Raw genomic sequence first — 18,018 nt, 5'->3', positions numbered from 1 at the left:
GGAATCATCGATGACCGACCAAGCTGCCCCGGCGCTGAAGGAAATTTTCAACGTCGAACGCCTGCAACACATCGCCAGTGAGATGACGGCGGTGTACCCGGCGTTCGACGCCAAGGGCTTCCTCAAGCACGCCAAGGCCGGGCTGGCCGAGTTATCGGTGATGCAGCGCATGGCGCGGGTCAGCGAGAGCCTGCATGCGGTGATCCCGCTGGACTACCCGCAAACCCTCACGCGGCTCTACGCCTTGGCGCCACGCCTGAACAGTGGGTTTGTCAGCCTGTTTTTGCCGCACTACGTGGCGAGCTATGGGCGGGATGACTTCAAGCGCTCCATGGCTGCCCTCAAATACTTCACAACGTTTGGCTCCGCCGAATTCGCCATCCGCCACTTTCTGCTGCACGACTTCCAGCGCACATTGGCGGTCATGCAGGCGTGGTCGCAGGATGACAACGAACACGTGCGCCGCCTGGCCAGCGAAGGGTCGCGGCCGCGCTTGCCCTGGTCGTTTCGCTTGGCCGAAGTCCAGGCTGACCCTGAGTTGTGCGCGTCGATCCTCGACCACCTCAAGGCCGACAGCAGCCTGTACGTGCGCAAGTCCGTGGCCAACCACCTCAACGACATCACCAAGGACCACCCGGAGTGGGTGCTCAGCCTGATCGAAGGCTGGAACCTGGAGAACCCTCACACCGCCTGGATCGCCCGCCATGCCCTGCGCAGCCTGATCAAGCAAGGCAATACGCGTGCATTGACCCTTATGGGTGCAGGCGCCAAGGCCGAAGTGAAGATCCACCATCTCATGGTCACGCCAGCGGTGATCAACCTCGGCGAACGCATCAACCTGTCCTTCACCCTGGAATCCACGGCCCCGGCCCCACAGAAGCTGGTGGTGGATTACGCCATCGACTACGTGAAGAGCACCGGCCACGGCGCGGCGAAGGTGTTCAAGCTCAAGGCATTCAGCCTGGGTGCCGGAGAGCAGCAGCACATTCGGCGCGAACAGCACATTCGCGACATGACCACCCGCAAGCATTACCCTGGCCGGCATGTGGTGCATGTGCTGGTGAATGGGGAACGGCTGGGGAGTGCCGAGTTTGAGTTGCGCGCCTGACCGGGTTCAGTGATTCCACACAAATCCAATGTGGGAGCAGTATTGATCCGGTTTCTTCAGTTGGTTTCGCCCAGCAACAAGCCTTGCTCCCGCGCGCACAACTCCACCACGTAGTCCCACAACACCCGCAGCCGCACCGACTTATGCAACTCCCGGCGCGAGCTGATCCAGTAACTGCGCTGGATCCCCTCCCCCGGCAGCAACGGCACCAGCTCCGGGTCGCCGGCTGCCATGAAGCACGGCAACACCGCGATCCCCAACCCGGAGCGCGCCGCCTGGTGCTGGGCGATCACGCTGGTGCTGTGGAACACCACCTTGGGGTTGCGGCAGAAGCTGCTGAGGAATTTGAGCTCCTGGCTGAACAGCAGGTCGTCCACGTAATCGATCCACGCATGCGCCGCGAGGTCTTCGCGTTTTTCGATCGGCGGGTTGCGGTCCAGATAGGCACGGCTGGCGTAGAGGGCCAGGCGGTAGTCGGTGAGTTTGCGTGTGACCAGTTGATCGACGCTCGGGCGTTCGAGGTGGATGCTGATTTCCGCTTCGCGGTTGAGGATGCTGACAAAGCGCGGCACCGCCACCAGTTCCACTTCCAGGCCGGGGTAGCGGTCGAACAGGCCGCCCATGCGGCTGGCCAGGAACATCACGCCCAACCCTTCGGCCACCCCGAGGCGGATCTTGCCCAGGGGCGCGGCGGAGTGGGTCAGTTCGTCTTCGGCCAGCAGCGCGACGTTTTCCATGGCTTCCGCGTGCTTGAGCAGGGCTTCGCCGGCGGGGGTCAGTTCGTAGCCCTGGGCATGCTGCACGAACAGTGCGGTGCCGAGGCTTTTCTCGATCGCCTCGATATGCCGGGCCACGGTGGCATGCGTGGTTTTCAGGCGTTGCGCGGCGGTAAGCAGGCGGCCGCTGCGCTGCAACTCGAGAAAGTACCGCAGGTCGTTCCAGTCGAACATGACGCCTCCATTGAATGAGCCTCGGCTACGCTGTTTAAAAACGCACAGCAGCTGGGTAAAAACTAACATTTTTAAGACGAAAACTAACAACTAGGATGGAACCAATAAGAAAAACAAGCGAGGCCTCAGATGCCCTTTGCAACTGCTGAATACGATTACATCGTGGTAGGCGCCGGCCCCGCGGGCTGCCTGCTCGCCAATCGACTGTCCGCCAACCCCGCCCATCGCGTGCTGCTGCTGGAAGCCGGCGGCCGCGACAATTACCCCTGGATCCATATCCCCGTCGGCTACCTGTTCTGCATCGGCAACCCGCGCACCGACTGGTGCTTCAAGACCGAAGCCCAGGAAGGCCTGCAAGGCCGTGCGCTGAGTTATCCACGCGGCAAGGTGCTGGGCGGCTGTTCGTCCATCAACGGCATGATCTACATGCGCGGCCAGGCCCTGGACTACGACGGCTGGGCGGCAGAAGGCAACGCAGGCTGGGCCTGGAAAGACGTGCTGCCGCTGTTCAAGCAAAGCGAAAACCACTTTGCCGGCAGCTCGGAGTTCCATAGCGACGGCGGTGAATGGCGGGTCGAGCAACAGCGCCTGCACTGGCCGATCCTCGATGCGTTCCGTGACGCAGCGGCGCAGAGCGGCATTGCCAACCTCAACGATTTCAACCAGGGCGACAACGAAGGCTGCGGCTACTTTCAGGTCAACCAGAAAGCCGGGGTGCGCTGGAACGCAGCCAAGGCGTTTCTCAAGCCGGTCCGCCAACGCCCCAACCTCACAGTGCTGACCGACGTGGACGTGGACCGCGTGCTGCTGGAAAACGGCCGCGCCTCTCAGGTGGTCGCGCGTCAGCACGGCCAGCAGGTCAGTTGGAAAGCGCGCAAGGAGATTGTGCTGTGCGCCGGCTCCGTGGGTTCACCGGGCATCCTGCAACGCTCCGGGATAGGTCCCTCCAACGTGCTAAAGCCATTGGGCATCGAGGTACTGCACGAGTTACCGGGCGTGGGCGGCAACCTGCAGGATCACCTGCAACTGCGGCTGATCTACAAGCTGGAAAACGCCCGCACCCTCAACCAGATCGCTGGCACCGTATGGGGCAAGATGGGGATGGGCCTGCGCTACCTGTACGACCGCAGCGGCCCGCTGTCGATGGCGCCCAGTCAGCTCGGCGCATTTGCCCGCTCGGGCCCGGAACAGGCCTCGGCCAACCTTGAATACCACGTGCAACCGCTGTCCCTGGAACGCTTTGGCGAACCGCTGCATGCGTTCCCGGCGTTTACCGCCTCGGTCTGCGACTTGCGCCCGCAAAGTCGCGGGCGCATCGACATTCGCTCGGCCAACCCGGCGGATGCACCGCTGATCCGTCCCAACTACCTCAGCCATCCGGAAGACTTGCGTGTGGCCGCCGATGCGATCCGCCTGACCCGCCGCATCGTTGCCGCACCGGCCCTGAGCCAGTTCAAGCCGGTGGAATATCTGCCGGGCGACTCGCTGCAGACCGAAGAGGAACTGCACGAAGCCGCCGCGCGCATCGGTACGACCATCTTCCACCCGGTCGGTACCTGCCGCATGGGCAGCGATAAAGAGGCGGTGGTCGATGCGCAACTGCGGGTGCATGGCGTCCCTGGGTTGCGCATCGCCGATGCGTCGATCATGCCGCGCATTACCTCCGGCAACACCTGTTCACCGACGCTGATGATCGCGGAGAAAGCCGCGCAGCTGATCCTTTCGCCGCCTACAAGGAGTCTCGCCCCGGAGAAAGAACTGGTTCATGCAATCTGAATAGCGGCGCCAAACCTGGCGCCGACAGTGGAACAACAATAAATAATCACTGTGAGGGCTACCCGATGTCAGAACATGCTCAACCCCTGGGCTCGGCGGTTACCGCCAGCACCGGCAACGAATCGAGAAAGGTCATCTTCGCCTCGTCCCTGGGGACGGTGTTCGAGTGGTATGACTTTTTCCTCTACGGCGCCCTGGCGGCGGTGATCAGCAAGCAGTTCTTTGCCGGGGTCAACGACACCACGGCGTTTATCTTCGCCTTGATGGCCTTCGCGGCCGGCTTTGTGGTGCGACCGTTCGGGGCACTGGTGTTTGGCCGGTTGGGCGACATGATCGGGCGTAAATACACCTTCCTCGTCACCATTATTTTGATGGGCGTGGCGACCTTCTGCGTCGGGCTGTTGCCGACCTACGCCAGCATCGGCATTGCGGCGCCGATCATCCTGATCGTGCTGCGCATGCTCCAAGGCCTGGCCCTGGGCGGCGAATACGGCGGCGCGGCGACCTATGTGGCCGAGCATGCGCCTGCGGGCAAGCGCGGGTTTCACACCAGCTGGATTCAATCCACCGCGACCCTCGGCCTGTTGCTCTCACTGCTGGTGGTGCTGGCCTGCCGTTACTTCACCGGTGACCAGTTCGAAGTGTGGGGCTGGCGCATTCCGTTCCTGTTTTCCATCGTGCTGCTGGGCATTTCCACCTGGATCCGCATGAGCCTGCATGAGTCGCCGGCGTTCCTGAAAATGAAAGAGGAAGGCAAGGTCAGCAAGGCGCCGATCCGCGAGTCCTTCGGCAAATGGGAGAACCTCAAGATCGTGCTGATCGCCCTGTTCAGCATCAACGGCGGCCAGGCGGTGACCTTCTACGCGGCGCAATTCTATGTGCTGTTCTTCCTCACGCAGTTCCTGAAAATGGACCCGGCCCTGGCCAACATGTTGTTGATCATCAGCGTGGTGATCGGCGCACCGTTCTTTATCTTCTTTGGTTGGCTGTCGGACAAAGTGGGCCGCAAGCCGGTGCTGATGCTCGGCCTGCTGCTGGCCACCGTGCTGTACTTCCCGATCTTCAAGAGCCTGGCGCACTACACCAACCCGGCGATGGACCAGGCCAGTCGCCAGGCACCGATCACCGTACTGGCCGATCCGGCGACCTGTACCTTCCAGTTCGACCCGGTGGGCAAGGCGAAATTTGACAGCCCATGCGACAAGGTCAAGACCTTCCTGGTCAAGCAAGGCCTGCCCTACAGCAGCGCCGTGGCACCTGCCGGCAGCCCGGTGCAGGTGAGCGTGGGTGACGTGCGTATCGACGGGTTTGACGAAAAAGCCCTGCGTGGCGCCGTGACCCTGGCCGGCTACCCGTCTTCGGCGGATGTGGCCCAGGTCAACAAGACCATGGTGGTGGTGCTGATCGTGGCGCTGATCCTGATCGCCGCCATGTGCTACGGCCCGCTGGCAGCGCTGATGGTGGAACTGTTCCCGACGCGCATCCGCTACACCTCGATGTCCCTGCCCTACCACATCGGTAACGGCTGGTTTGGCGGGTTCCTGCCGACCGTGTCGTTTGCCCTGGTGGTGTACACCGGCGATATCTTCTACGGCCTGTGGTACCCGGTGGTCGTGACAGGGGTGAGCCTGATTGTGGGGATGGTCTGCCTGAAAGAAACGCGGCATGTGGATATCGATAACAACTGACCCGTAACAACGGATTTTCAAACACTGAAGATCGCCTGTGGGAGGGGGCTTGCCCCCTCCCACATTTATTCCCCAGCGCCTACATAAATTGCTGTACATCCATACAGATAACAGTTGCTCAAATCCCTCAGACTAAGCATCCTGCAAGGCATCAACCCCATCTGATGTGATGACCATGCGGCTGTACCTCTGTGAAAAACCCTCCCAGGCCAAGGATATTGCGGCCGTGCTCGGCGCCAGCCGCCGGGGCGACGGTTGCTGGCTGGGCAATGGGGTCACAGTCACCTGGTGCATCGGCCACCTGTTGGAAACCGCCCCGCCCGATGCGTACGATGCCAAGTACAAACGCTGGGTGCTGGCCGACCTGCCCATCGTCCCGGAAAAATGGAAGATGCTGGTCAAACCCAAGACCGCCAGCCAATTCAAGGTGGTCAAGCGACTGCTGGGCGAAGCGCAGGAATTGGTGATCGCCACCGACGCCGACCGTGAAGGCGAGATGATCGCGCGCGAGTTGGTGGAGCATTGCCGCTATCGCGGGCCGATCCAGCGGCTGTGGCTGTCGGCGCTCGACGATGCCTCGATTCGCAAGGCCCTGGCGGCCCTCAAACCCGGCGCCGAGACCTTCAGCCTGTATCACTCGGCCCTGGGCCGCTCCCGCGCCGACTGGTTGATCGGCATGAACATGAGCCGCCTGTTCACGCTGCTCGGGCGCCAGTCCGGTTACCAGGGCGTATTGCCCGTAGGTCGGGTGCAAACGCCGACCCTGCGCCTGGTGGTGGACCGCGACCGCAGCATTGCGGATTTTGTGCCGGTGGCTTACTGGGCCATCGATGTCGACCTGCACCACGAGCGCATGACCTTCACCGCCCAATGGCGCGCGGCCGAGGATGCCTGTGATGACCAGGGCCGCTGCCTCAACCCGCAACTGGCGCGTGACGCCGCCGATGCCATGGCCAATGCCGCCACGGCGCGACTGGTGAAGCTACGCACCGAACGCATGCGTGAGGTCGCGCCCCTGCCCTTCGACCTCGGCACCCTGCAGGAAATCTGCTCCAAGAAACTCGGCCTCGGCGCGCAGGAAACCCTGGATATTGCCCAGTCGCTGTATGAAACCCACAAAGTCATCACCTACCCCCGCAGCGATTGCGGCTACCTGCCGGTCAGTCAGCACAGCGAAGCGCCGAAAATTCTGGCTGCGCTGGGACGCGCTGATGCAGCGGTAAACGCATTGATGCCGCATATCGATCCCCAGCGTCGCTCGCGGGCGTGGAACGACGCCAAGGTCAGCGCCCACCACGGCATCATCCCGACCGGTGCCGGCAAGGAGGTCGGGCAATTGGCCGGTAAGCATCGTGCGGTGTACACATTGATTCGCGCGCGCTACCTAGCGCAGTTCCTGCCCAACCATGAATACGATCGCACTCAAGCGGATTTCGACTGTGCGGGCCAAGCATTGCGTGCGGTGGGCAAAGTGGTGATCGAGCCGGGTTGGAAACGCGCCCTGCCCGAAGCACTCACACCGGCCAAGGGCCGTGAAGCGCCTGTGCCGCAGGCATTGCCGACATTGGTGCAGGGCCAGGATTACGCGGTGGCCAAGGTCAACCTCAAGGACCTCTGGACCCAACCACCCAAGCCCTTCACCGAAGGCGACCTGATCAAGGCGATGAAAAACGTCGCCAAGCTGGTGGAAGACCCGCTGCTCAAGCAAAAGCTCAAGGACACCACCGGCATCGGCACCGAAGCCACCCGCGCCGGGATTATCCAAGGGTTGCTCGACCGAGGTTACCTGGTGAAGAACGGCAAGGCGCTGTCGGCGACACCGGCGGCGTTCAGCCTGATCGACGCGGTGCCCCGCGCCATCGCCGACCCTGGCACTACCGCGATCTGGGAGCAGGCGCTGGACATGGTACAAAGCGGCGAAATGAGCTTGGAAGAATTCGTCGCCAAACAGGCGGCCTGGATGAGCAAGCAGGTGGCGCGCTGCAATGGCATGCGCATGACCATCACCGGCCCGGCCAGCCCGGCAGGTCGAGGCGCTACGCCGTGGAAAAACAAACGCAAGAGCGCGCCACGCAAGACGACAGCCAGCCCCAAGCGGGCAAAAAAGCCGACAAATGCTGGGTGAATACTGAAAAAAACCGGCGAATGACGCTTTTCGACGGGTTTAACGCCGCTTTGGACCTTGCCTCGGCGTGGGCCGTCTAGGATTCTGTAAGGGGACCCTGACTAACTAACAACAACACCGGAGTGGCCGCCATGAAAACCGTTGCACAAGTGCTCAAAAGCAAGGACCAGAAAAACCAGGAGGTCCATACCATCAAACACGACCACACCGTGTTTGAAGCACTGGTCCGGATGTCGGAGAAAAACGTCGGGGCTTTGCCGGTCATCAAGGAAGGCGTGGTGGTAGGGATCATCAGCGAACGTGATTACGCACGTAAACTCATCCTCAAAGGCCTGTCGTCGGTCACCACTCGGGTCGATGAAGTCATGAGTTCTCCGGTGATCACCGTCGACTCCCATAAAAAGGTCGATGAGTGCATGAACATCATGACCGACAGTCACCTGCGTCACCTGCCGGTGGTCGAAGACGGCAAGCTGCTGGGCTTGCTGTCCATCGGCGACTTGGTCAAAGAAGCCATCGCCGACCAGGCTGACCTGATCAAACAGCTGGAGCAGTACATCCGCGGCGAATAGGGGACCCCATGCTCGACACGCTGGAACATCAAGAGGACCACCTCGACACCCTGCACCGGGCCATGGCCGAACGGCGTTTTCTGGTGTTGACCGGTGCGGGGATCAGCACGTCGTCGGGCATTCCCGATTACCGCGACAGCGAAGGCGTGCGTCGAGGCCGGGCACCGATGATGTATCAGGAGTTCCTCGCCACCCCGCAGGCACGTCGCCGTTACTGGGCACGGGCGATGCTGGGGTGGCCAAGGGTACGCATTGCGCAACCGAACCAGGCACACCTGGCGTTGGCAACCTTGCAGCAGCGCGAGCGCATCAGCGGGCTGATCACACAAAACGTCGACACCCTGCATGATCAGGCCGGCAGCCACGATGTGATCGAACTGCACGGCAGCCTGCATTGGGTGCTGTGCCTGGACTGCCAACAGCGCAGCGAGCGCGGTGTGATCCAGCGGCAGATGGAAATCGACAATCCCTATCTGGCGCAAGTCCATGCGGTGCAGGCCCCGGATGGCGACACCTTGCTCGACCCGGCCTTTGAAGAGCACTTCCAGGTCCCCCACTGCCCCCATTGCAATGGCGAGCGCTTGAAGCCGGATGTGGTGTTTTTTGGTGAGAACGTCGCGCCGGCGACAGCGGCCAGGGCGATGGCTGCGGTAGGACATGCCGAGGGGTTACTGGTGGTAGGGTCATCGCTCATGGCCTATTCGGCGTTTCGCTTGTGCAAAGCGATGGTCGAACACGGCAAGCCCGTGATTGCCATCAACCTGGGCAAGACCCGGGGGGATGAACTGCTGCAGGTGAAAATCGAGGCATCGTGCGAGCGGTTGTTGCCGTTGTTGGTCGATCGACTCGGCTAGCACAACCACATTGAACGGTGTTGAGTTTGCCCTCTCAGTCTCGCGACCCACCGCACAAAAAATGACGCTCAAGTCACGTTTTCCCGCATTCTCCCGTCCCCACAGCAATTTATGTAGTGAGCAAAAATAATCACTACATAACCGTTGACGTAACGATTTTGTCCTTGCATTATCGAGACGTCTCCCGGATCGGGAGCGTTGGCAACCAGCGTTTTGAACAAGCTCGTCTGACCGCCGAGCTGTTTTTTCCGGATGTGCACTGCCCACAAGGCGGATTGATGAAGCTGACCGGCCCAAAGGGCTCGGTACAAGGCGCTCAAATGCGGCTTATCTTCGTTATGAAAGCATTGCGTAGCAGCTCATCAGCAAGACTACATGCATCAGGTTCAAGACCCTGCCCGTATTCGGCAGACCGTTGCTGACGCCCGGTTTTCGCAACCGGAGACAACTAAAGAAGTTTTAACGAACCAACTGATAGATCGCCAACTGGTCAAGGGGCTTACACATGAATCTGAACAACCAACCAACTATCGATGAATTGGCTGAGATGTTCGCAGCGCAGAAAGACACACTCGACGACCATATCCTGTGGATTGGCAAATCGGGCGAAGTGCAACTTGACTGCCTGGAGCCCAATACCGAAGAGGCCGAGTTCGACCGCAATCACCGCGAACTGGCAGCGCGCCTGAAGGTTTACCGTCGCGGCCAGGGTTATGTTGGTAAGAAAGCGGCAGCCGATCGTAATTTTATCGAGCAAGTCTTCCACACACTTAACACCGAATGGCAGAACCTCAAGGGCCAATCGCACGTTAAGGTAATTGATAGATACTGCTGATAAGAAACTAATTAACACATTAAGTCCGCCCGGTAAGCCGAGCGGACTTTTTTATTGCCATCGTTATTCTGTTATCAACAACAGCCGGCGCCTGCAGTGATCAGAGCGGAAACCGGCCTTTCGCGGCCTCATCCTGAAAAATATCAAACAACGCCTGCGCCGCCGCTGACAGCTCATGCCCCGGCTTGGTCAATACCCCAATCGGTCGCTCGATCACCGGGTCGGTCAAAGTGATGCAATGAGCACCCGCCTCTTCCATCTGCCGTGCGCACAACGCGGGTACCGCGCTGACGCCAAGCCCGCTGGCAACCATCTTGCCCACCGTCGCCAATTGATGGCTTTCCAGTGCGACCGGCAGCTTCATCTTTAGAGCGCCCAAGTGTTCTTCCAGCATCACCCGTACCGTGGACGGCCGTTGCAAGGTGATGAACGGCTGCTCCAGCAAGGTCTTCCAATCGATTTCGGCACACCCCGCCAACGGCGAATCACCGGGCACCACAGCGATGAAGCGGTCCAGGTACAACGGCGTGAACGCCAGCGACGACCCTTCTGACGGCTCGAACGCCACGCCCAACTCCACCTGGCGGTCACGCACCATCTCCAGCACCTGCTCGTTGATCAAGTCATGCACCGTCACGTTCACCTGCGGGTAACGTGCGCGGAATATCTTCAGGATCGGCGGTAACAAGTTGCCCGCAAACGACGGCATCGCCGCGACCGTGACTCGCCCACGCTGCAGCGTGAACCGTTGGCGCAGCTCATCCTCGGCGTTGTCCCAATCGGCAATCAGCCGGCGTGCCAGCGGAAGCAGGGATTCGCCTTCGGGTGTCAGCGCTACATTGCGCGTATTGCGGCTGAACAGGCGCCCACCCAGGCCTTCTTCAAGGCCCTTGATGGTCAGGCTCAGCGCCGACTGGGAAAGGTGCAGGCGCTCGCAGGCGGCAGCAAAACTCAGGCTCTGGGCCACGGCGAGAAACGCGCGCATCTGTTTGACGGTCATGAGGTTGCTCCGGGTGGCGGGTCGACTATGCTGTTTTCTAAATCAATCAACCTTAAAAAACAACTTAACAAATCAATCCGTCGGAGCAACACTCGGTTCATTGGCTGGCCCACACACAAGAAAAAGAGGTGCATATGGCAGGTTTCGATAAACGCGTGGCGTCCTATGAAGAAGCGCTGGCAGGCCTGGAAGACGGCATGACCGTGCTCTCCGGTGGTTTTGGCCTGTGCGGCATTCCGGAAAACCTCATCGCCGAGATCAAGCGCAAAGGCACCCGCGACCTGACCGTGGTGTCCAACAACTGCGGCGTCGACGGTTTTGGCCTGGGCGTGCTGCTGGAAGAAAAGCAGATCAGCAAGGTGATCGCCTCCTACGTCGGCGAAAACGCACTGTTCGAGAAGCAATTGCTCAGCGGCGAAATCGAAGTGGTGCTGACCCCCCAAGGCACCCTGGCCGAGAAAATGCGCGCAGGCGGTGCCGGCATTCCCGCTTTCTTCACCGCTACCGGCGTCGGCACCCCGGTCGCCGAAGGCAAGGAAACCCGCGAATTCAACGGCCGCCCGTACCTGATGGAAGAATCCATCACCGGTGACTTCGCCATCGTCAAAGGCTGGAAAGCCGACCACTTCGGCAATGTCATCTATCGCCACACCGCTCAGAACTTCAACCCGCTGGCCGCCACCGCCGGCAAGATCACCGTGGTCGAAGTCGAAGAAATCGTCGAACCGGGCGAGCTGGACCCGGCGCAGATCCACACCCCTGGCATCTACGTCGACCGGATCATCTGCGGCACGTTCGAGAAGCGCATCGAACAGCGCACCGTGCGCAAATAATCCGCCCCCAGCCCGAACAATAAGGACTCATAAAATGGCTCTTACCCGCGAACAAATGGCTCAACGCGTCGCCCGCGAAATGCAGGACGGTTTCTACGTGAACCTGGGCATCGGCATTCCGACCCTGGTCGCCAACTACATCCCCGAAGGCATGGAAGTTATGCTGCAATCGGAAAACGGCCTGCTCGGCATGGGACCGTTCCCGACTGAAGAAACCATTGATGCCGACATGATCAATGCCGGCAAACAGACCGTGACCGCGCGCATCGGTGCGTCGATTTTCTCCTCGGCCGAGTCCTTTGCAATGATCCGTGGCGGCCACGTCGATCTCACCGTGCTTGGTGCGTTTGAAGTCGACGTACACGGCAACATCGCCTCGTGGATGATCCCCGGCAAGCTGGTCAAAGGCATGGGCGGCGCCATGGACCTGGTGGCCGGTGCAGAAAACATCATCGTGATCATGACCCACGCCTCCAAGGACGGTGAATCCAAGCTGCTCAGCCAATGCAGCCTGCCGCTGACCGGTGCGAACTGCATCAAGCGTGTGTTGACCGACCTGGCGTACCTGGAAATCGAAAATGGCGCTTTTGTCCTCAAGGAACGCGCACCTGGCGTCAGCGTTGAAGAGATTGTGAGCAAGACCGCCGGTAAACTGATCGTCCCGGACCACGTTCCAGAAATGCACTTCCAGTGAGGACAGATCCCATGCAAGACGTCGTGATTGTTGCTGCCACCCGCACCGCCGTGGGCAGCTTCCAGGGTTCGCTGGCGAATATCCCGGCACCCGAACTGGGCGCCGCCGTGATCCGTCGCTTGTTGGAACAGACCGGCCTGGACCCGGCCGAAGTGGATGAAGTGATCCTCGGCCAAGTGCTCACCGCCGGCAGCGGCCAGAACCCGGCGCGCCAGGCTTCGATCCTTGCCGGCCTGCCCCACGCCGTGCCCAGCCTGACCTTGAACAAAGTCTGCGGCTCCGGCCTCAAGGCCCTGCACTTGGGCGCCCAGGCCATTCGTTGCGGTGACGCCGACGTGATCATCGCCGGCGGCATGGAAAACATGAGCCTGGCCCCCTACGTACTGCCCGCCGCGCGCACCGGGTTACGCATGGGCCACGCCAAGATGATCGACAGCATGATCACCGACGGCCTGTGGGATGCGTTCAACGATTACCACATGGGCATCACCGCCGAGAACCTGGTCGACAAATACGGCATCAGCCGAGAAGCCCAGGACGCGTTCGCCGCGGCTTCCCAGCAAAAAGCCGTCGCCGCCATTGAGGCCGGGCGGTTTGCCGACGAAATCACACCGATCCTGATTCCCCAGCGCAAAGGCGACCCAGTGGCCTTCGCCGTGGATGAACAGCCGCGCGCCGGCACCACCGCCGAGTCCTTGGCCAAGCTGAAACCGGCCTTCAAGAAAGACGGCAGCGTCACCGCCGGCAATGCCTCCAGCCTCAACGATGGCGCCGCTGCGGTGCTGCTGATGAGTGCCGACAAAGCCAAGGCCCTCGGCCTGCCGGTACTCGCGCGCATCGCCAGCTACGCCAACGCCGGCGTCGACCCGGCCATCATGGGCATCGGTCCGGTTTCGGCCACTCGCCGTTGCCTGGACAAAGCCGGTTGGAGCCTGGGCGACCTGGACCTGATCGAAGCCAACGAAGCCTTCGCCGCCCAATCCCTGGCCGTGGGCAAAGAGCTGGAATGGGACGCCGACAAGGTCAACGTCAACGGTGGCGCCATCGCCATCGGCCATCCGATCGGCGCCTCAGGCTGCCGCGTACTGGTGACCCTGCTGCATGAAATGATCAAACGCGATGCCAAGAAAGGCCTGGCGACCCTGTGCATCGGTGGCGGCCAAGGCGTGGCCCTGGCCCTCGAACGCAGCTGATTGTAGTGAGCGGGCTTTCTGTGGCGAGGGAGCTTGCTCCCGCTGGGCTGCGCAGCAGCCCCCTGCACTAAAGAGCAACACGGAAAAGGCCTGGTTCCACGAAAACCAGGCCTTTTCTTCATGTGGTATTCCTGAAAAAACGCAGTCCATCTATGGGAGCGGGCGACTGCGTGGCACGGCAAACACCGCACTCGCCCGCGCCACTCACTTCTGCCCCACGATGCTTTGCGTTAATCCGCCAGACCCGCTTTAATCGCCGTCAAATCCCCCCTGATCCCAAGGAACAGCAATACGCCACCTGGACGGCAAACCAAAACCCTACCTGTTGCTCCTGCTGGCAGCGTTGGCCGTTGCAGGCTGTTCGCCCAAGGACCACTCCCGCGCCACGGTGATCAACGGCGAACAGGGCCGGGCCGGGGCACAACTGGCCTACGAGCACGAGCTGAGCCTGGCCCTGCCCGGCGCCCTGCTCGCCCCTCGTATGCAGGCCACCCGCGAGGCCTGCGAAACGGCACGCTTCGGTGCCTGCAATATCCTCGGCATCACCGAAGACAGCAGCGGCGGCCAGATCATTCTGCGCATTGCGCCGACGGGTGTGGAGCCGATCGTTGCGATGGCCGCAGAAGGCGGCAAACTCGGCCAGCGCATAACCACCGCCGAGGACCTAGCCGATGCCGTCGCCGACGTACGCCGCCGCCAGGACCGCCTGCAAGCCCAACAACAACGCCTGGATGAGTTGGCCAAACGCAAGGACATCACCGTCAGTGACCTGATCGTCTTGAGTAAGGAACAGGCCGCTATCGAAAACGAACTCCAGGAGCTGGCCCAGGTTGCCGCCGGCCAGCAACGTCGTCTCGACACCAACCGTGTGACGCTGAATTTCCGCTCCGCTGATGGCGCCAATCAGCAGTCACGCTTCAGCCGCATGTTCAGCAACCTGGGCGACAACCTGGTGGAAGGCACAGCCGACGCCCTGGAACGGTCAAGCTATGTGTTGCCGTTCGTGATCCTGGCGTTTCCGGTCGTGTGGTTGTGGGTGTGGTTGTGGCGACGCTTTGTGGTGAGGAGCCGTCCTGGGGTGAACGGGCTTGCCCCGCGCTGGGGTGCGAAGCAGGCGCAGAGTGAGCCGCCGAGTGATGCCTGATAGACCGCATCGTACTTGATGGGGGGCGCTACGCACCCCAGCGCGGGGCAAGCCCGCTCACCACAGGAAGCCAGCTCACCACAGCAAGCCTGCTTACCACAGGAGCCCGCTCACCACACAGTTGATCAGCGTTTCATGCAACGCTGATACCGCTCATCCACGCGCTTGGCGAACCATGCGGTGGTGAGGTTGCGGGTGATCTTGGGGCTCTTGAGCACGATGCCCGGCAGGATCGCCCGTGGCATCGGTTTGCCCGCGGCCTTGTCAGCCAGGGCAAACACGCGCTTGTAGAGCGTGGTGTCCTCGAAATCCAGTTGCTCACCCTGCTCCAGTTGGCTGCGGATGCTGGGGTTGCGCATATCCAGCTTTGCGCCCAATGAGCGCACCGCCAGTTCGGTGGTGCCGGGGAGCAATGAACCATAGCGAATCAAATCCCCATCCAGCGCCAACTCGGTACCCGAGGCACGGCTGACGGCGGCCTGGAATGCGGCGTTGCGACTGGCGTACCAACCGGCATTGAAGTCGGCAAAACGGTACAGCGGCTGGTCATAGTTCACCGGGTAACCGAGCAAGTGCGCGATGCCGAAGTACAGGCCACCACGGCGGGTGAAAACTTCGCGGCGAATAGTGCCGTCCACCGTGTAGGGATAACCGCGTGCCTGTTTCTGCGCGAAGTCGATACTCACCTGCATCGGGCCTGCGGTGTGCACCGGGTTGAAACCGCCAAACAGTGTATTACCCAGGGGCACCATGCTGATGAAGTCATCGAAGATGCCACTCAGGTCCTTCTCCGTGCGCGCCGCGTTCAGGCGGTCGGCGTAAGTCTTGCCGGTGGGCGAACTCAGTTGCAGCGCACTGCGCACGACAAACGCCGGCACGTGGATTTTTCCGGCACGCCGCAGGATTTCATCCTGGGCTATCTTGCCCATGTTCGGCACGGGCGGGTCGACTTGGTACGTAGATTCCTGCTCGGTCACCGCCAGCACGGCGCAGATATTTTCCGTGCTGGGATAGATTTTCTGGGTGTCGAAGGCGGTGTAGATGTCTTGGGCCCAACCATTGCGATCGGACACCTTGGCCGGCAGCAAGCGCACGATCTGCGCCTTCACCTCGGCCTCGCTACGCTCCGGCTGTTGCGGGTTGCGCGTGGTGGAGCAACCGGCCAGTACCAGTAGCGAACAGAGTAAAAGGGGAAGACGGGACGAAGACATTCAAAGCTTCCTGAGGCGGCGGAATTGAAATACTACCCCACAAACGACGCAGCAAATGTGGGAGCAAGCCCCCTCCCACATTTGAGTATGCGGTGGCTTTAGATCCCCGCCAACGCCAGGTCCATCGCGAAGTAGGTGAAGATCAAGTCCGCGCCCGCGCGCTTGATCGAGCCCAAGGTCTCCCGCACCACACGGTCTTCATCAATCGCACCGGCCTGGGCGCCGAACTTGATCATCGCGTACTCGCCGCTCACCTGATACGCCGCCACTGGCAGGCGCGAGGCTTCGCGGATGTCGCGGATGATGTCGAGGTAGGCACCGGCCGGCTTGACCATCAGCGCATCCGCGCCTTCCTGCTCGTCGAGCAGCGATTCGCGCACGGCTTCGCGGCGGTTCATCGGGTTCATCTGGTAGCTTTTGCGGTCGCCCTTGAGCGCACTGCCGCCGGCTTCGCGGAACGGGCCGTAGAGGGCCGAGGCGAATTTGGTGGAATACGCCATGATGGGGATATGGGTGAAGCCCGCGTCATCCAGGGCACGGCGAATCGCCTGGACCTGGCCGTCCATCGCCGCCGACGGGGCGATGACGTCGGCACCGGCACGCGCAGCGGCCACGGCTTGCTTGCCGAGGTTGACCAAGGTCGCATCGTTGTCGACATGGGCGCCGTGCATCACGCCACAGTGGCCGTGGTCGGTGTATTCGCAGAAGCAGGTATCCGACATCACGATCATTTCCGGCACGGCGTCCTTGATGATCGAAGACATGCGCGAAACCAGGCCGCGCTCTTTCCAGGTGTCGCTGCCGCTGGCATCCAGGTGGTGGGACACGCCAAAGGTCATCACCGACTTGATGCCGGCACGCGCGTAGCGCTCGATCTCACCGGCCAGTTTCTTCTCAGGAATACGCAGCACGCCCGGCATACTGGTGATGGGCACGAAGTCGTCGATGTCTTCTTCGACGAAAATCGGCAGCACCAGGTCGTTGAGGGTGAACTCGCTTTCCTGGAACAAACCACGCAGCTCCGGAGAGCGGCGCAGGCGGCGTGGACGGGCTTGGGGGAACTGGCTGGTCATGGATATCCTGAAAAAGTGGCAGAAAACTTTAGGGCGAAAGCTTATGCCCCAGGCCCCGGCAGCACAAACGCCAAGGGGCCAACAGTGTATTGCGTGTGTCGTAACAATTTATTGATCTAGAGCCGTACATGCCCTTCGATGCACACCGCCACCGCGCCACCGACCCAGATTTCATCGCCCTGGCGCTCAACATGAATCCGCCCCGCCCGCCCTATGGCCGTGCCCTGGCTGACCACATAGCGCTCGGGCGCCAGGCCCTCGCTGAGCAACCATTGGGCCAGCCCGGCGTTCAAGCTGCCAGTGGCCGGGTCTTCCTGCGCGCCATCGCCTGCGATAAAGGCACGCACTTCGAACTGCGCGTCCACATCGTCGCGAGCGGGGTCACACGGCGCAATCACGCCCACCGCCAAACCGAGCAGTTGCGAGTAATCCGGTTGCAGGTCCAGCACCTGGTTTCGATCGGCCAACATCACCGCCAGCCAGCCCGCGCCATTATCGACCCACTGGCTGCGCACAATGGCGTCGGGCGCCACGTGCAACGCCTGACGCACGCGCTCTATCACGGCGGCCTCGACCGGCCCGGAACGCAATAATGGCGGTGCGATAAACGCCAGTTCATCGCCCTGGCGACGGATACGCACCAGGCCGATTTCGCACTCCTGGATGATCTCCTCGCCGCGTGGAATACCGCCTGCCTGCAGCCACGCGTGGCAACTGCCGAGCGTCGGGTGCCCGGCGAAGGGCAGTTCCTGCAGGGTGGTGAAAATTCGCACCCGATAGTCAGCCCTGGGGTCGCGGGGGGTCAGCAGGAACGTGGTTTCGCTGAGGTTGGTCCAGTTGGCAAAATCCGCCATCTGCCGGTCGGACAGGCTGTCGGCATCGAACACCACCGCCAGCGGGTTGCCTTTGAGCGGCACGCGGCTGAATACGTCCAGCTGTTTGAAATCGAAAGTCTGCATGTT

The 18,018-nt window shown here is 61.4% G+C and carries 16 protein-coding genes; 11 read left to right on the top strand and 5 right to left on the bottom strand.

Annotated elements, in window-relative coordinates; translation table 11 throughout:
• Positions 1-10 precede the first annotated feature (10 nt).
• A complete protein-coding gene (locus BM403_RS23045) occupies positions 11-1,108 on the top strand; it encodes a DNA alkylation repair protein (protein WP_093545016.1) in 1,098 nt (365 codons plus the stop codon).
• Positions 1,109-1,164: 56 nt separating this feature from the next.
• On the opposite strand, the gene BM403_RS23040 is transcribed toward BM403_RS23045, so the two are convergent.
• Positions 1,165-2,058, bottom strand: coding sequence for a LysR family transcriptional regulator (locus BM403_RS23040; RefSeq protein WP_046035923.1), 894 nt, complete (start codon positions 2,056-2,058; stop codon positions 1,165-1,167).
• Positions 2,059-2,187: 129 nt separating this feature from the next.
• Between BM403_RS23040 and BM403_RS23035 the strand changes: the two genes are divergently transcribed.
• The 6 genes from BM403_RS23035 (at position 2,188) to BM403_RS23010 (ending at position 9,908) form a co-directional block, all read left to right on the top strand.
• Positions 2,188-3,834, top strand: coding sequence for a GMC family oxidoreductase (locus BM403_RS23035; RefSeq protein ID WP_046035922.1), 1,647 nt, complete (start codon positions 2,188-2,190; stop codon positions 3,832-3,834).
• A 65-nt stretch (positions 3,835-3,899) separates the two neighbouring features.
• Positions 3,900-5,522, top strand: coding sequence for an MFS transporter (locus tag BM403_RS23030; protein WP_012723397.1), 1,623 nt, complete (start codon positions 3,900-3,902; stop codon positions 5,520-5,522).
• A 175-nt stretch (positions 5,523-5,697) separates the two neighbouring features.
• A complete protein-coding gene (locus tag BM403_RS23025; protein ID WP_093545246.1) occupies positions 5,698-7,647 on the top strand; it encodes a DNA topoisomerase III in 1,950 nt (649 codons plus the stop codon).
• A 131-nt stretch (positions 7,648-7,778) separates the two neighbouring features.
• Positions 7,779-8,219 (top strand): CBS domain-containing protein, encoded by a 441-nt coding sequence (locus BM403_RS23020; RefSeq protein ID WP_012723394.1) that lies wholly within the window; start codon positions 7,779-7,781, stop codon positions 8,217-8,219.
• Between the two features lie 8 nt (positions 8,220-8,227).
• Entirely contained in the window at positions 8,228-9,073 is an 846-nt protein-coding gene (locus BM403_RS23015) for an NAD-dependent protein deacetylase (RefSeq protein ID WP_093545013.1), read from the top strand.
• A gap of 505 nt (positions 9,074-9,578) precedes the next feature.
• Positions 9,579-9,908 carry a hypothetical protein gene (locus tag BM403_RS23010; RefSeq protein WP_012723392.1) on the top strand — a complete coding sequence of 110 codons (330 nt, stop codon included), beginning with the start codon at positions 9,579-9,581 and terminating at the stop codon, positions 9,906-9,908.
• A 100-nt stretch (positions 9,909-10,008) separates the two neighbouring features.
• Here BM403_RS23010 and BM403_RS23005 read toward each other — a convergent pair whose 3' ends face one another.
• A complete protein-coding gene (locus BM403_RS23005; protein ID WP_012723391.1) occupies positions 10,009-10,908 on the bottom strand; it encodes a LysR family transcriptional regulator in 900 nt (299 codons plus the stop codon).
• Between the two features lie 134 nt (positions 10,909-11,042).
• Here BM403_RS23005 and BM403_RS23000 point away from each other — a divergent pair, with 134 nt between their 5' ends.
• The 4 genes from BM403_RS23000 (at position 11,043) to BM403_RS22985 (ending at position 14,772) form a co-directional block, all read left to right on the top strand.
• Complete coding sequence (locus BM403_RS23000) at positions 11,043-11,741, top strand: CoA transferase subunit A (RefSeq protein ID WP_010211319.1); 699 nt, start codon at positions 11,043-11,045, stop codon at positions 11,739-11,741.
• A gap of 34 nt (positions 11,742-11,775) precedes the next feature.
• Positions 11,776-12,435, top strand: coding sequence for a CoA transferase subunit B (locus tag BM403_RS22995; protein ID WP_032886654.1), 660 nt, complete (start codon positions 11,776-11,778; stop codon positions 12,433-12,435).
• Positions 12,436-12,446: 11 nt separating this feature from the next.
• Positions 12,447-13,628 carry an acetyl-CoA C-acetyltransferase gene (locus BM403_RS22990; protein ID WP_093545010.1) on the top strand — a complete coding sequence of 394 codons (1,182 nt, stop codon included), beginning with the start codon at positions 12,447-12,449 and terminating at the stop codon, positions 13,626-13,628.
• A gap of 289 nt (positions 13,629-13,917) precedes the next feature.
• A complete protein-coding gene (locus BM403_RS22985) occupies positions 13,918-14,772 on the top strand; it encodes a DUF4349 domain-containing protein (protein WP_093545007.1) in 855 nt (284 codons plus the stop codon).
• Between the two features lie 125 nt (positions 14,773-14,897).
• On the opposite strand, the gene BM403_RS22980 is transcribed toward BM403_RS22985, so the two are convergent.
• From BM403_RS22980 to BM403_RS22970, 3 genes are all read right to left on the bottom strand, one after another.
• Positions 14,898-15,983 carry a DUF1615 domain-containing protein gene (locus BM403_RS22980; RefSeq protein ID WP_046035917.1) on the bottom strand — a complete coding sequence of 362 codons (1,086 nt, stop codon included), beginning with the start codon at positions 15,981-15,983 and terminating at the stop codon, positions 14,898-14,900.
• Between the two features lie 98 nt (positions 15,984-16,081).
• On the bottom strand, positions 16,082-17,056 hold the full coding sequence (gene hemB / locus BM403_RS22975; protein ID WP_012723386.1) for a porphobilinogen synthase: 975 nt from the start codon (positions 17,054-17,056) through the stop codon (positions 16,082-16,084).
• A gap of 116 nt (positions 17,057-17,172) precedes the next feature.
• Positions 17,173-18,015, bottom strand: a complete 843-nt coding sequence (locus BM403_RS22970) for a PhzF family phenazine biosynthesis protein (protein ID WP_046035915.1) — start codon at positions 18,013-18,015, stop codon at positions 17,173-17,175.
• Positions 18,016-18,018: the final 3 nt, after the last annotated feature.

Origin of the sequence: Pseudomonas sp. OV546 (assembly GCF_900116845.1) — a bacterium.
In the GTDB taxonomy this organism is placed as follows: Bacteria; Pseudomonadota; Gammaproteobacteria; order Pseudomonadales; family Pseudomonadaceae; genus Aquipseudomonas; species Aquipseudomonas petroselini.
The sequence above is the reverse complement of the archived record's forward strand: the minus strand, read 5'-3'. Positions and strand labels throughout refer to the sequence as shown.